Source organism: Mucilaginibacter angelicae (assembly GCF_042434235.1).
Lineage (GTDB): Bacteria > Bacteroidota > Bacteroidia > Sphingobacteriales > Sphingobacteriaceae > Mucilaginibacter > Mucilaginibacter angelicae.
The window spans coordinates 250175-266127 of the sequence record NZ_JBHLTS010000021.1 but is presented as its reverse complement, the minus strand read 5'-3'; the positions used below and the strand labels follow the sequence as shown (position 1 = coordinate 266127).

The 15953-nt window shown below is 42.6% G+C and carries 8 protein-coding genes and 1 tRNA gene; 3 read left to right on the top strand and 6 right to left on the bottom strand.

Annotated features, from left to right (window positions below; translation table 11 throughout):
• Positions 1-10: 10 nt before the first annotated feature.
• A complete protein-coding gene (locus tag ACFFGT_RS10865) occupies positions 11-1528 on the bottom strand; it encodes a TolB family protein (protein WP_377022549.1) in 1518 nt (505 codons plus the stop codon).
• Between the two features lie 270 nt (positions 1529-1798).
• Positions 1799-2791: a glycosyl hydrolase gene (locus tag ACFFGT_RS10860; RefSeq protein WP_377022548.1), complete on the bottom strand. Its 993-nt coding sequence runs from the start codon at positions 2789-2791 to the stop codon at positions 1799-1801.
• Positions 2792-3165: 374 nt separating this feature from the next.
• Between ACFFGT_RS10860 and ACFFGT_RS10855 the strand changes: the two genes are divergently transcribed.
• Complete coding sequence (locus ACFFGT_RS10855) at positions 3166-6072, top strand: triple tyrosine motif-containing protein (RefSeq protein WP_377022547.1); 2907 nt, start codon at positions 3166-3168, stop codon at positions 6070-6072.
• A gap of 140 nt (positions 6073-6212) precedes the next feature.
• On the top strand, positions 6213-7346 hold the full coding sequence (locus ACFFGT_RS10850; protein ID WP_377022546.1) for a redoxin family protein: 1134 nt from the start codon (positions 6213-6215) through the stop codon (positions 7344-7346).
• Between the two features lie 67 nt (positions 7347-7413).
• On the opposite strand, the gene ACFFGT_RS10845 is transcribed toward ACFFGT_RS10850, so the two are convergent.
• From ACFFGT_RS10845 to ACFFGT_RS10830, 4 genes are all read right to left on the bottom strand, one after another.
• Positions 7414-9237: a RagB/SusD family nutrient uptake outer membrane protein gene (locus ACFFGT_RS10845; RefSeq protein WP_377022545.1), complete on the bottom strand. Its 1824-nt coding sequence runs from the start codon at positions 9235-9237 to the stop codon at positions 7414-7416.
• A 29-nt stretch (positions 9238-9266) separates the two neighbouring features.
• On the bottom strand, positions 9267-12491 hold the full coding sequence (locus tag ACFFGT_RS10840; RefSeq protein WP_377022544.1) for a SusC/RagA family TonB-linked outer membrane protein: 3225 nt from the start codon (positions 12489-12491) through the stop codon (positions 9267-9269).
• A gap of 53 nt (positions 12492-12544) precedes the next feature.
• Entirely contained in the window at positions 12545-13258 is a 714-nt protein-coding gene (locus tag ACFFGT_RS10835) for a hypothetical protein (RefSeq protein WP_377022543.1), read from the bottom strand.
• A 697-nt stretch (positions 13259-13955) separates the two neighbouring features.
• Positions 13956-14026, bottom strand: a tRNA-OTHER gene (locus ACFFGT_RS10830).
• Positions 14027-14633: 607 nt separating this feature from the next.
• Between ACFFGT_RS10830 and ACFFGT_RS10825 the strand changes: the two genes are divergently transcribed.
• Positions 14634-15869, top strand: a complete 1236-nt coding sequence (locus tag ACFFGT_RS10825) for a phage integrase SAM-like domain-containing protein (protein WP_377022542.1) — start codon at positions 14634-14636, stop codon at positions 15867-15869.
• The last annotated feature ends 84 nt before the right edge of the window (positions 15870-15953 follow it).

The following is a 15953-nucleotide window of genomic DNA, read 5'->3' as shown; positions in this document are numbered from 1 at the left end:
AAACTTATCTTTATTTAATGGTATTACTGATAAAGGCGATATGCTTACCATCCGGCGACCATGAAGGAGTATTGATAGAACCCTGCCCGCCATAAACATAAGCGAGCACCTTTGGTTTACCGCCTGCAACCGGCATCAGCCTGATATAAACATGCTTATACGGAGGGTGGATCCCGGGCTCAACTTCATCTTTAAGGAATGAAAGGAATACCATCCATTTGCCATCGGGCGAGATATGGGCAAACCAGTTATTAAAATCATCTGTGGTTACCTGCTCCTGTTCGCTTCCATCAGGTTTCATCCTCCAGATCTGCATTAAGCCAGATCGTACGGAGTTAAAATAGATATACTTGCCGTCGGGAGTATATTCCGGGCCATCGTCAAGGCCTTTGGTAGTTGTAAGGCGGATCTCTTTTCCACCATTCACCGGCACCTTATATACATCAAACTCGCCATCCCGTTCGCCGCAAAAAACAAGGCTTTTGCCATCGGGCGACCAGCCGTGCAGATAAGAAGGGCCTTTAGGCGTAATTTGTTTCGGCGTTCCACCGGTAACCGGAACGGTATAAACAATTGAACCGCCCAGTTCCTTTACATTGCTGCTTAAACCTATCATCTTGCCATCAAAAGATAGCACATGATCGTTATTGTTATTTTTAATATCACCCGTGTTTAATAAAATCGGGGTACGCGAAGCCAGATCAAAATTATACAACAGCCCTTTACTGTCATTAAAAATAAGGCTTTTATTATCGGGTAACCAGTTTGGTGCTTGTATGGAGTAAGGTACCGAATAAATAACTTCGCGGTTACCGGTAGCAACTTCCATCAGCTCAAGGTCGCTGCCCAGGGTCATTTGCGTCCGCTGATCGGCTATGCCTGCAAAAGGCACCGTAATCTTCACATCCCTGAAAACGCCGGTTTCGGCAACATCCGGGTTGTGTGATCCCACAAAAAGCCCCACATACACCTCTTCGCCCAGGTCAAGGTCCGTTACCTGTTCGGTAACAAAAGGCTCGCCGTATTTGGCCATACGCATCGTGTAAGTGTTCCCTTTTCTTTCCAGCTGGATAATATTGGCATGGGTTATTTTTGACCTGATCTCCTCCGTTGTTGCACCCGCGGTTCTCCTGAACTGCAATGAAGTAAGCCCGTCACCGTGTTCAACTGCATTTACCTGGGCCGAATTTCCATCTAAGGATTTGCGTACCATCCAGCCCACCTTACGGTGTTCTTCCACACCGTTCCAGCCAACAAATTCGGCCCGGGTATATAGTATAAAGTCACCTTTTATTTTTTTGTACACATAATGAAACTCATCATGATCAAACCAAATGTTATAGCCCGCGCCTGATATAATGTACTGCCGGCTTCCAGGCAGATAAGCGCCAGAGCCTGGTTTGGTGTTGGCACCCACATCAAGCTGCCCTTCAAAAATCCCTATGGATTGTTGTTGGGCCATGGCACACAAGCCTGCTAATGAAAGGCAAATTGTAGTAATAGTTTTACGTAAATTGGTTTTTCTCATTGTGTATGTTGTTTCGTGTTTTTAAATTTCATTCACTGCCCCGGTAATTGCATTGGGTTTGTATGCGCTGCAATAACTTTTTAGGCTTTACTATTCAGGCTGTATTTATCGTTTGGTAATGGCTCAAAATTAATTTCCGGAACACATCCTGTTTAATTTAGACTTACTTCATTACTACATCATCAGGCTATTAAATACGTTATCACCTGTTTTTTGCCAACAACAAGCGCCATTAAGCTTCAATGACACAAACCGAAAAATGACAAGGCCTCAATATTTGATATCATTCGGATCCCCCAATGAGATCGTCCCGGGGCGTTCGTAAATTTCCCTTACTGCAGATTTTGAATTATTTGTCCATATAAAATTGGTCCATACCATAAACCATGACCACAAAGGCTGCGCTTTCAATACACTGGCGTTTGGCAGTTCTCCAACTTCACTCAGCGTAATTAATTTGCCCCTGGCCAGCTTCAGCAATTCGTTGTAATCTTTCTGTTCGTAATCAGCATGATAAATATCTGTTCCCAGAATATCGACAAATGCTGCACCCGGATAGAATGCTTTATAGGCATATGCTTCGTCCTCCGGCAAATCCCTGGGCCCGTTAGCTCCCCAAACCCATATCAGGTTATCTAAATGGTAATAATTGACATATCGGTCATACATCATTTTCCAAAGTTTCGCTATCCCGTTTTTACCAGGCCTGTTCCCCCACCAAAACCAAACGCCGTTCATTTCATGATATGGCCTCCACAATACGGGGATATGGGCATCCTTCAATTGCTTCAAATAAATAGCGATCGTATCAATCTGGGCAAGCCATTTTTTGTTCAGCCCGGTATTAGGTGTGGTTATCTGTGTCCATTCTTCATTGGTTATTTTTGCCTGAACACTTTGTTTAAAACCATAGGGTGGGCTATCCATTGGGCGCCCCTGGTGCCACATCAGGGCTATGATATAACCCTTTTTATAATTCACGATGGCCTGGTCAACCACACGCTGGCCGCCACCGGCAGGGCCCGACCAAATAAAATCACTCCCCCAAAGTGCAGGGTATTTTCCTGACAATGACTTTACACTATCTAAAAAACGGTTCCCGCCGCCGTGCTCGCCCGATAAAATATACTTGCCATTAATGCTATATAAATAGCTCAAAAGCTTTCTGGCTTCCGGAGATGTATTTTTGTTGACCGGCTCAAACGGTTGGCAAAAACATTTGAATGAGAATAGAAGAGATAGAAACAGTGTCGTTTTTTTCATTTTTTTGAATTATAGATAGTTTTAGTTCAACAGGCCGCATCCTTATTTCGTGTTACCGGAACATGCATACGAGCCCATGATCAGAATTAAATTGTATTAATAGTTTTACCTGAATTGGCCTTTCTCATTAGGTATATTGTTTCGTGTTTTAAAAACTTTATTTAACTTCCACGATAAATGCATAAGGCATATCAGCCCCAGCAAACCAATTGTTTTAATTATTATTCAGGCTTAATTTGCCGTTTGACTATGGGTCAAAATTAATTTTTGCGTCAGCAGCGGTATAATTTTGGCATACTTCATTACTACATCATGAAGGCTGTTTAAATGGAAAACCTTATTTAAAAGCATATTTTTTACATTATTTGAGAAAAATGGGAACTTGTTTTAAAAAGAAATGGTTATTATTTTTTATACTGCTTAAATTCAGCTTTGCATACAGCCAGAACCCGATCGGGCTGCCAAATATTATTTCCTATTACAGGAGCGACTACAATGGCGGCTTACAAAACAGGGGGATCGTACAGGATAAAAATGGCATCATTTATTTTGCCAACAGCGAGGGCTTATTAAGTTTTGACGGTACCTACTGGAAACTTAACCCTTTACCCAACAAAACCATTATCAGGTCAATCGCGCTTGGCGAAAATGGGAAGATCTACGCAGGCGGGCAAAATGAGATGGGCTATTTCCTCCCCGACAAAGATGGCAACCTGGCATTTACTTCATTAAAGGACCTGCTGCCGGAAAAAATCACGTCATTTAAGGATATCTGGGATATTGTATCCTTCGATGACAAAATGTTTTTCCGTTCACAAAACAATATTTTTCAGTTTGACGGCAAATCGGTCACCGCCTACCAGCCTGTTTCACAATGGCAGTTTTTAGGGGCCTGTAATAACCAGCTCATAGCTCAGGATGCCAAAAGAGGCCTGTTTCAATTTTCAAATGGCGAATGGGCACCGCTGACTATAAATAAATCGCTGCCGCAGGACCTGGCCGTCACCGGCCTGCTGTATTTAGGCAAAGACAGTACCTTAATAACCACGCTAAAAAAAGGACTGTTTCTTTTAGCGCATGAAACGGTTAGTCGTTTTAAATTTAAAGATACCAACCCTTTCCTTGATCAGCAGATCATGTGCGCCAGGATGATAGATGACGGGCATATCGCCATCGGTACGCATATGGGAGGCTTATACATTATTGATAAACACGGGCGGGTACTTCAAAATTTCACCCGTAAAGAGGGCCTGCAGAATAACACAGTATTAAGTTTGTTTTTAGATAAAGACCGTAACCTGTGGATGGGCCTTGATGACGGAATTGATTTTAATTCTTATAACAGTGCGATCAAACATATCTATCCCGAAAAATTAAATGAAGGAGCCGGTTACAGTTCTATTGTGTTTGATCATACCTTATATGTAGGCACCTCAAACTGGCTATACCAGTTACCCGTCGATGGCAATACCGACCTGAGTAATATCAACGGCGCTTTTAAAACAGTTCCCGGAACTAAGGCATCTGCATGGGGACTTTTTAAGGTGAACGACAATTTGTTACTGGCACATCATGAAGGCGCTTTTCAAATAAAAAACAAAAAAGCCTATCCCATAAGCACCCGCTTCGGTTACTGGAACTTTACTCCTTACGATAAGGTATTACCATCATCAACCATTGTTGCGGGTGGCTATAACGGGCTCGACCTGATCAGGTATAACAACAATGCTTTTACACAGGACAGGTTAATAAATTTCAATGAATCATCCCGTTTTGTTATCGTGCAAAACCACACCGCATGGGTGGCGCATACTTATAAGGGGATCTATAAAATAGATCTTAGCCTGCCCAACCAACCTAATACTAAATTATACAGCCATAAGAACGGTTTACCATCCGATCTGAGGAACCGTCTTTTTCATATCAGGAATCGAATGGTTGTGGCTACTGAAAAAGGTATCTATGAATACAACGCCCGCACTGACAGCTTTGACCCCTCGGCCTATTTTGAACCCATTTTTAAAAATAAAACATTGTGTTATCTGAAAGAAGATACCGGTGGCAATATTTGGTTTATCGAAGAAAAGAAGCTGGGCGTAGTTGATTTTTCAGGGCACACCCCTCGTTTAATCTATTTCCCTGAACTTAACGGCAAATTGGTGAGCGACTTTGAGAATATCTATCCTTTAAACGACGAGAACATATTCGTGGGCGCCGAAAAGGGGTTTTACCATATAAATTATAAAAAATACAAGAGTAATAAAAGCCAGGTGCGGGTATTGCTACGGCAGGTAAAGGCATCGGGCGATATTGACAGTGTTTTAAACGGCGGCTATCACATAACAACCTTTAACAACCAGGTCAAAAAATTACGCATCAAACAAAATACCCTGCATTTTGAGTACTCATCACCTTCGTTCCAAAAACAATCAAATATTGAATACAGTTGTTTATTAAAGAACTTTGATCATGAATGGTCAGCCTGGTCAAGACGAACGGAAAGGGATTATACCAACCTGACTGAGGGCACGTATACCTTTCAAATTAAGGCAAGGAGCAACCTGGGCGACGAATCAGAGCTTACAAGCTACACATTTATCATATTACCACCATGGTATCGCAGCACCTGGGCCTACGGCACATACGGCATATTGTTTATTGTGTTTAATTATTTGTTTTACAAATGGCTTAAAAGAAAATTCGTTCGCCAGAAACAAAAGTATGAAGAAGAACAAAAACGATTAAAATACCTGCACCAGCTTGAAATGGAAAAGTCAGAGAAAGAGATCATCGCCCTCAAAAATGAAAAGCTGGAATCAGAAATATTAGGTAAAAACTCCGAGCTGGCATCTGTAGCTATGCACCTGCTGCAAAAAAGCGAATTGTTAGGCAAAATAAGGGAAGAGCTGGTACACCTGCGCAAATCAAGTGATGATATGCCATCCGAAGAATTAAAAAAGATGATCAGGATCCTGAACCAGGAAAGTAAAATGGATAAAGAATGGGATCAGTTCGCCGAGTATTTTGATAACACACACAGCGATTTCTTAAAGGCTGTCAAAGAGGCCCACCCGGCATTAAGCGCCCATGAGCTTAAGCTTTGCGCCTATTTAAGAATGAACCTATCCAGTAAGGAAATAGCACAGCTCATGAACATATCTGTACGGGGAGTTGAAATAAGCAGGTACCGGCTGCGTAAAAAGCTGCAGGTGCCCACCGAAATAAACCTTGGCAACTATTTTTCCGAAATGTCTTCGTTAAAAAAAGATCCGGTTGGTTAGCATTAAGCAACATTTCACTACGTCACCTATACTTCATTTGCACAAATAGGATATAGCTGTATTTGGAATTTGCAGTATCATGTTAATTTTACTTAACTAATTACCAGGAAACCTTTTATCTCATTAAACTATAAATCATTATGATGAAGTTAAGCTATCTCTCTGTTGTGTTTTTGCTGCTTGTAGGCGCAGTTATGAGTGCATTCAGATCGCCGGACGGCGATCATCCGACGCTGGCTATTGGAGCGGCGGCACCGGCTTTCAATTTGCCTGGCGTCGATGGCAAGGCTTACACCCTGAACTCATTTAAAAATGCGTCTGTATTGGTTATAATTTTCACTTGTAACCACTGCCCAACCGCGCAGGCTTATGAAGACAGGATCATTCAGCTCACCAAAGACTATAGTACTAAAGGCGTTGCCGTAGTAGCTATTATGCCAAACGATCCCAATGCCATCAGCCTTGATGAACTCGGCTACACCGATATGAGCGACTCATTTGCCGAGATGAAAAAACGGGCAGCGGACAAACATTATAATTTCCCCTATTTATATGATGGCGCTACCCAGGCAGTTACCAAAGCCTATGGCCCTATTGCCACTCCACACGTATTTATATTCGATAAAGCCCGAAAACTTTGCTTTTCGGGCAGGATAGATGATGTGGAAAAGCCCTCCAAAACACCCAATACCCAGGATACCCGTAATGCCATCAATCAGCTCCTGAACAATAAAATGCCAGATGTTAGTACTACCAAGGTTTTTGGCTGCTCCATCAAATGGGCCGAAAAAGAAAACTGGCAGCAGCGGGCCAAAGATGAGTGGGCTAAAGAACCCGTAAAAATTGACACCATTGGTGTTGCCGGCATTAAAGAGCTGATAAGTAACAAAACTGACAAATTAAGGCTTATCAATGTATGGGCAACCTGGTGCGGCCCCTGTACTACCGAGTTTCCGGAATTTATCACCATGAACAGGATGTACCGTAAACGTGATTTTGAGCTGATAACCATCAGCGCCGATGACCCGGCGAAAATGAACAAAGCATTAAAATTCCTTCAGCAATCGCAAGCTTCAGCAACCAATTTTATATTCAACAAGGATGATAAATATAAACTCATTGAGGCTATCGATCCCAAATGGCAGGGAGCCCTGCCCTATACCATGCTGGTAGAACCAAACGGCAAAATTGTTTACGCTAAAGAAGGTATTATTGACCCTGCGGCCTTGAAAAAACTCATCGTTGACAATCAATATATAGGCCGGTATTACTAACACGCTGCTGTTTTACATTAAACAGGAAGAGGCAGCCTCTTCCTGTTTTGAATCGCTTACTAAGCTATTAATTATAACCAGGGTTTTGTTTAAGATTAACTTGCCCGGTTGAGTTTTCAACGTCAATTTGTTTTTGCGGTATAGGGAAATACTCATTGATCCCTTTATGGAATTGCGCTGTGGGGTTGGTATAATAAAACGAGTTCCGGTTTTTTTCCACCTGCTGATAGGCGTTTAAAATTTGCGCCATAGTTCCGGTACCATTATCCCAGCGCTGCAGATCAAAAAAGCGGTGCCCTTCCATTGCCAGCTCAAGGCGGCGTTCAAACTGTACCGCTTTACGGGCGTAGGCCTGACCTTGTGTAGCGAAAGTGCCTGTCGGATAAGCCGACACCTTGTACTTATCTGCCGGTTTGGTTTGCGAAGAATACTTTGAATTACCTGCGTTATAGGTTCCGCTGGCGTATACCCAGCCCGCAGGATCGGCAGCCCGGTTCCTGATCTGGTTTACATATACTTCGGCCTGGTTAAGACTCCCGATTTCCACCTCACATTCGGCGTCCCATAGTATGATGTCAGCAAATCTTATAAAATTTACATTGTTGGCATCGATACTGGTAGCGCCCCAAAAAGCTGTTTCGGTTGAGGAATATGTACCGGCCTGGCTTTGGGCGTATACGTTTTTCTTAGGGCTGAACACGCCATTTGTGGCCGGGTCACGGATCCACTGTTTGCTATCTGGGCCCCAGTCAAAATAGGGTACTCCGGGCCTGCCCATAGTCCAGTCAATCCTGGGGTCGAGATTGCCGGTATATAAATTGGTAGAATCGCTCACTACGGCACCATTATTCCATGTATCCAGCAGCGGCAAACCATTGGCATCCGTTTTAAATGCATTGGCGAGGTTAAATGAAGGATTATTGAATCCGCAGCAGCCACCCGGCGCTCCGGGTCCGTTCGGGAAATTTAACACATCGCCATAATTGCCGTTTAGCTGTGAACCATCGTTAACCGAGGCCTGGTAAGCGAAAACGGATTCCGCACTGTTTTTGGTCGCAGCATTGAAATTATCCTCAAAGTTTACCAGCGCGTATTTTTGGCCGCCGGCTGTCTGCCCGCTGCTAATAAGCTGATCAAGCAGGGGTTTGGCATCGGCATAGCGATGCTCGAACATATACACCTTGGCCAGGAACGCCTTAGCTGCTGATTTATTGGCCCTTCCCCGCTGCGGCTGCACTTCGGGCAAATTATCAATGGCAAATTTCAGATCATTTTCAATATTAGGCCATATATCAATGAATTTGCCACTTTTATCTACGTTGGGCACATTCAGATTATTGTTAGCCACAGAGATGCTTTCATCCACATACGGAAAATTATTGAATACTATTTTGCCGCCAAAGTGGTAAAACGCCCTCAAAAAACGCGCCTCGCCGGCAATTACTTTACCATCAGCATCAGAAACATCCTTAACATTGGGCAAAACCCGCAATACTTCATTGCTGCGTTGTATGCCGTCAAAAAGCATTTGCCATTTTTGCTGCACATAGCTGGTATTAGCCGATGATACCGACCAGGTTTGCAGTAAAACCAGGTCGGGCTGATCTGTAGGCGTCGAGCCTTTGTAGGAATCATCGGCACAAACGCTGCCGTAAACCCAGTTTGAGCCGGCGCTGCCATAGGCGAAACCCGTAGAATTTGCAAGGCCAATCTCACCATCCAGAACAGAGTAAGCGCCGATTAACAGTCCCTGGACGCCTGTTAAACTGGTTACGTTTTCAGAGCTCAGGGAGCCCAGAGGCTGCTTATCCAGGAAACTTTTTTTACAACCATAAATAATGATCAGACCGATAAAGCAGAACGGTAAAATAATTTTATATCTCGTTTTCATATCCTGTTTTTTTATTGTTATCGCACCGGTTAAAATGACATATTAACACCGGCCGTATATGTTTTTTGATTTGCCGGATAAGCCCCGCCGTCAATGCCGAATAAGGTACTGGATGTATTGCTGCCCGGCAGTTCGGGATCAAGACCCGAATACTTGGTTATGGTGAACAAATTAGTGCCCTGAATAAAGAACCTGAGCTTTTCGATCCCTATCCTTTTTAACTTAAGGGCCGGGATAGTATAACCGAGCACCATGGTTTTAAACCGCAGGTATGAACCGTTTTCGTCATAATAAGATGAAAACGTGGTGTTACTAAAGTTTGAGGAACGTTCAAGCATAGGTACTTTGGCATTGGGCCGGTCAGGTGTCCAGGAGTTATACACCGCATCTTTACTGATAGCTACATCAAACTGCTGCGGAAAATCGGTAGAGGAGCGGACGATGTTCAGTACATCATTACCTACAGATGCATACAGGAACAGCAGGAAATCGAAGTTTTTATAGGATGCGCCGATATTCAGGCCACTGGTAAACTTAGGGTTGGGATTACCAAAAAAAGTCCTGTCGCTGGCATCGATCTTACCATCGCCGTTAACATCCTGGTACCTGAAACGACCGGGAGCAGCGGCATCCTGCGTAGGAGCCGAACTAACCTCGGCGGCATTTTGAAAAATGCCGATAACCTTGTAACCAAAAAATGCCCCGACTGGGTGGCCCGGCTGTAATCTGGAATAGGTGGTTGAGCTGCCACCCGAACCTATGTCAAGATAGGCCGTTCCTTTTGGCAGGCTAACCACTTTATTATCGTAAGTAGTGAAGGTGCCTGTAATATCCATTTTGAAATCGGTGCCGATAGAACCATGATAGGTAACTGCCGCATCAATCCCTTTATTTTCAATATTCCCGGCATTGATGAAGGGTGCTGCCGCCCCTCCTGCCGTTGATGGCAAGGCGGCAGGGAACAACAAACCATTGATGGATTTTTTATAAACCTCGAAAGACATATCCACCTTGTTTTTAATGATAGTCGCGTCGAAGCCTATATTGGTAATGATATCCTCTTCCCAGCTCGTATTGGGATTGCCAAACTGGCTGATGTAAAGCCCCTGGGTGGAGTGATTGCTGCTCCCTGCAATATCATAATAGGATAGTACAGCGCCCTGCCCGTATAAGGTAAATGCATTGGTAGAGTTGATATTGCTGATAGAACCCAGTTTTCCCCAGCCCGCACGGATTTTCAGGTCGTTGATCCAGTCAACCTTTTTCATAAACTGTTCGCCGGAGATGCGCCAGCCGCCGGTAACAGACGGAAAAACCCCGTACCTGTTATTGGTCGCAAATACAGAAGCGCCGTCACGGCGCAGGGTTCCGCTTAACAGGTATTTATCATTATAATTATAATCAAACCGCCCGAATAAAGAATATAAAGCCAGCTGATACGGCGTTTGCTGTCCGGCCGGGTTGATAATATTCGCATTGGTTTGCGTACCCGATTCGCCAAAATTCAGCGTCCATAAATTAGGGTCGACCGTAAGGTTATTAGGATTGGTTAAATAATAATTACCCCTTGAAGCCCCAACCGCATTGCCCAGATTTTTGATAGCCTCAGAGCCAATGAGCACATTAATGCTGTGTTTGCCAAAGGTATCTTTGTAATTGAGGGTATTTGTCCATGTCCAACTGGTACTGAAACCGTAGTTTTCAATATAGCTATTGGGGTTAGTGCTGTTTTCGGCATTTTCGTAGCCCGTAAATACAAAGGCATTGTTATAAAAATAATCTACAGTACCGCCAAAGCTGCTGCGGACCGTAAATTTCTTTAAAAAGTCAACCTCGGCATAGGCATTGCCCGAAATCTGCCAGTCGTCATTTTTGTAATCTCTGGTACGCTGCTGAATGGCCACCGGATTGGGCGCGTTCCCTAAACTTTGCGAACCGGCTCCCGCATAATTACCCATAATATCATAAACCGGAATGATGTTAGGGATCCTGTAAGATGCGTTGATAGCATTGGTACTGTTAACACCGGGCAAATTAGTATAGCCCGGATTTTGCTTGTAAAACGCGTAAAGGTTTTCGCCGAGGCGGATATGATCTTTTACCTTATAGCTGGTATTTACCCGGAGGGAGTAACGTTTCAGCATGGTTTCAATTAAAGTACCCTGCTGATCAAGATAACCCAGCGAGAATAAATATGCTGACTTATCGGTACCGCCACTTACCGACAGGCTATGGCTTTGCATAGGCGCGGGCTTAAATATTTCATGAAACCAGTCCGTCCCCTGCTTATTGGCTTTGGTAATCTGGTTGGAATACAGGGCATAGGTATCGGGATTGGTATTCGGATCACCATTTTTGCCGGCGGTTGGTGTAATATAATCAGGTATCACAGGCTCCGGACCGCTGCCATATTGCTTATGTACAGGCGCAAGCCCGTCATTTTTGTACTCCTGCCAAATGGCATTTGCCGTTTCAGTAGGGTTGGCCAAATTCCAACCTTTTGAATTGGGGCGCTGGGTGCCATAATAAGCATCATAGGTAATCACAGGCGTACCAACTTTCCCTTTTTTGGTGGTAACAATAACCACACCGTTTGACCCGCGCACACCGTATATTGCTGCCGAGCCGGCATCCTTTAATACCTGTATGGACTGAATGTCATTAACGTTGAGATCATGAAGGCTACCCGGTGTGCCGTCAACAATCACCAACGGATCTGTACTGCCTACCGAAGTAATACCCCTGATCTTGATATTGCTGGCACTGCCCGGTGCTCCCGAACTAACAACGGTAACACCCGATGCCTGCCCCTGTAAAAGAGATTCTGTTGAACCCGAGGGCACGGCCTTCAGGTTAGTTACATTAACTACCGCAACTGCGCCGGTAATATCCTTTTTCCGTTGCGAGCTATAGCCTGTAACCACAACTTCATTTAATGACCGCGATGCCGGGTGCAGATTGATCACAGGAGTTGCGGCTTCTCCTACGGTAAACTCCTGCGTATCATAACCAATATATGACACCACCAGGACATCGGTAGCTTTAAGCGTAAGGGTAAAACTGCCCTTAATATCCGTTACCGTGCCAAGGCTTGAGCCCTTGATCGCGACAGAAGCACCGATGACCGGCGATTTATCATCAAAGCTGAGCACTTTGCCAGTTCTTTTGCTTTGGGCAAAAACAGCAGCGCTCAAAAACAATCCGAGGAAAATAAAACACATTCTCCATGCTGAGTAAAATAGTTTATCATACATAAAATAAAATGACAATGGTTAATAATTGATTTCTTCAAACCGGGATATCCGGCTTATTGATGCTTAGCGGCATTATTGTCCAGGTGTACATCCCAGGCGGTTGCCTCCTCGGTGACTTCAGGATCATGCGAACAAATGAACAGGCCAATCAAAGCCTCATCGGGCATATTGGGCATGATATGCGACCCTACCGTTTTAAGTGGCTCACCAACATGGCCTACCCTCATAATCACCCGTTTACCGATACGCTGCAGCTGCACTACCTCAAACTTTTTTTCGGGAAAAAAGATCTCTTCCTGGGGGTCGAGCATATTAGCACCTGTTTTCGACCTCCATTGTAAAACGGTTAAACCATCGCCATGGGTAACGGCGCTCAGGTGTATAGACTTTTCATCCGTGGATGCCCTAAGCATCCAGCCCGTTTTACGGTGCCCGTTGCCTTTGTCGCCTTTAAAAGTAAAGTTCGCGGTGGCTGTAAAGTCTCCTTTGATTGTCTTATACACGTATTGGAACTCATCGCGGTTAAACCAGATGTTATAACCGCCACCCCGGAGCATATAGCTATGCGTTACCTTGTCATATTGGGTATTGCCCGGGTTTTTCGGGTTGCCGATGTCCCGGTGGGCTGTAAATACGCCAAGTGTGTCGCTTTGGGCACGGACAAGCGCACCATGAAGCATAAGTGCAACAAATAATGTGCAGAACACGCTTAATTTCAATGGTGGATTTTGGCCATAGGAATGGCCGTCAGAAATTTTTTCTTTCATAAAAATCAATGTTTAAAAGGTTTGAACTGGCGAGCCGGGAGGTCATCTTCCGGACATCACAAACCTATACAGAAAGAAGAGAAAACACTGATCTACAGTTGCTTCATCAGTACATCAACTGATAGTATTTTAACATGATGTAGTTTTTTGAGGTACATCATCACTACATCACATGATGATTTAACGTCAGAATAGTTCAGAGCCATGACCTGACACCAAGGCTTGTAACATGCGTAAATCATTGGTTTTCAAAGCACCTAAATATGTGCTTCTCGAACCACTTTATAGATGATTTGAGGAGAATCGCAGCTTTAAATATTAAAACTTGAACCGCATTCAAAAACGTTAATCGGTTCGATTGCTGAAATGGCACAATTTATTTATTGTACCTCTTAACCAACGAGCATGAGATTATGGTTGATTAATTATATCCACGACGTACTTTACATTAAAGGTACCGTCGGCTTTTTCATGGTGCGAATAAATTTTTGCACTTACGGTCGTAGCCATAATTTACAGTAATTATGACGCCAAATCCCGTTACGTATTTGTTACATGGGGGCGTCAAGTTCACCAAAAAATTATGTAAATCCCGTAACAAATATGTAACAGCCACGGTGCCGCAGGTGATCCTAACCCGCATGTGTAAGACGAAAAAACCCGCTCTACGTATGTAAAAAGCGGGTTTTGTACTCTGTGCGCCCACCTGGGCTCGAACCAGGGACCAAAAGATTATGAGTCTTTTGGGTACCAATTTTATATTGGGCGAAAATCTGCGTTTCTGATTTACAGAGGCCAATTTACGGGAAAATTTCTGGAAAATCAAAATTGGCTGTAACACATTTGTAACACATTTACAGATGGTTGTGATCTTTTGGTCTATGCAAAATCCAACAGTTTCGTTTTTCCGAACTGTTGAATAATTGAAAAGTATATAACACTGTATTTATATAATAATCGTATTAAGTTCAGATTCTAATTTGCAGTTGTCAAGTTTTCCTTGATTACTCAAATAACTTTAATAAATCTTAGGAATCTATCACCCATTATATATGCCTATCTCATTTAGTAGAAATTAGACGCATTTTTAACCTTGTGTTTTACTATCGAACAAAATTGTATTTTACTAACAAACAGTTTGGTGTTTTACTTATCAAATGAGGCATCATGATATTTCAATCTACATTGCCAATTCATAAAAGTAACATTCTAACTCTCCTTTATACAAAATCTGAATGTTCACTTGAGAATTTTCTTCTTCGAATTGAATTGATAGATAATGATGCGGGTTCCCCGATAGTTGCACTTGCATACCGGATTCCTTTATCAAGTAACGCTTAGACAAGTACTTTTGGGCTTTTTATCTAATTATAAAATGGCTACAGTCGCACTCACAATTCTTAAAAATCACAAAAAGAAAGACGGAACTTACAATGTTAAGATAAGGATAAGTCACAAAGGTCGGAGCGTTTTTCTTCGTACTTACTATTTCCTCTCTGGTAATCAACTATCGTCAGACCGACATATAACAGATGCTTCGGTATATAAACATTTTGAACCGAGACTTCGGAAATACAGAGCTGCAATAGGTCAATTAAGCTCAACATTAGATTTTTACACAGTCGAAGATTTAAAAAATGCTTTGATTGATCTTGATCAAGACGTTGATTTCATCAAATTTGGTAAAGAATACATCGAAAACCTTTTAGAAAACGGACGAAAGGGATCAGCACGAACATTAAAAACTGTTATTTTTAGTCTCATCGATTATTTTGAAAGGGAGAAGGTGTCTGCTTTGGAAATTACTGAACGGAAATTAATGGAGTACGAAAAATACCTTCGAAAAGAAAGGGTTATAACCAGGCTAAACAAAGAAAAATTGATTACTAGGACAGTTGCTGGCATGCAAGATGGAGGTATTCACAATCACATGAGAGATTTGCGGATCTTATTTAAAGCTGCAATGAAGCATTTTAATAATCCCCAATTAGAAGATATAAAAATACCCCATTGTCCTTTCGATAACTATAAGATAATTGACTCGCCTGTCACCAAAAAAAGAAATTTGAAAATAGAACAAATCAAATTGATAAGCGAAAGTAAAGTGGAGCCCAATAGCACATCTGAACTTGGTAGAGATTTGTTTTTGTTATCCTTTTACTTGTGTGGGATGAATGCTGCTGATATTTATCATCTTAAACCAGAAAACATTGTTGATGGTCGTGTAGAATATAATAGATTAAAAACACAAAGCAGAAGAAAAGATAGAGCCTTTATTAGTATTAAAATCATTGACGAAGCATTACCTATTTTGAAAAAATATATCGGTAAATTGAGTAAACGATATACCAATAGTGAAAATCTGGATCGAGCCATTAACCGGGGATTAAAAGAGATATCACGCAATATTGAAAAGTTACCAGAAATTACTTTTTATTGGGCCAGACACAGCTTTGGAAATATCGCCAGAAATAAATGCCGAAAGAGTAAAGACGATGTAGCTTTGGCCTTAAACCATGTTGACAACTATCATAAGACCGTCGATATATACTTGGATAAAGATTGGACTATTGTGGACGAGGTGCAAGAAGCGGTAGTGAGTTTACTATAAAAGCATCCTACCAAATAACTAAAAATCCTCATCAATAAATATAAATCAACTCGACAGGGGTTTATATCTAATTAATTGAAGAAA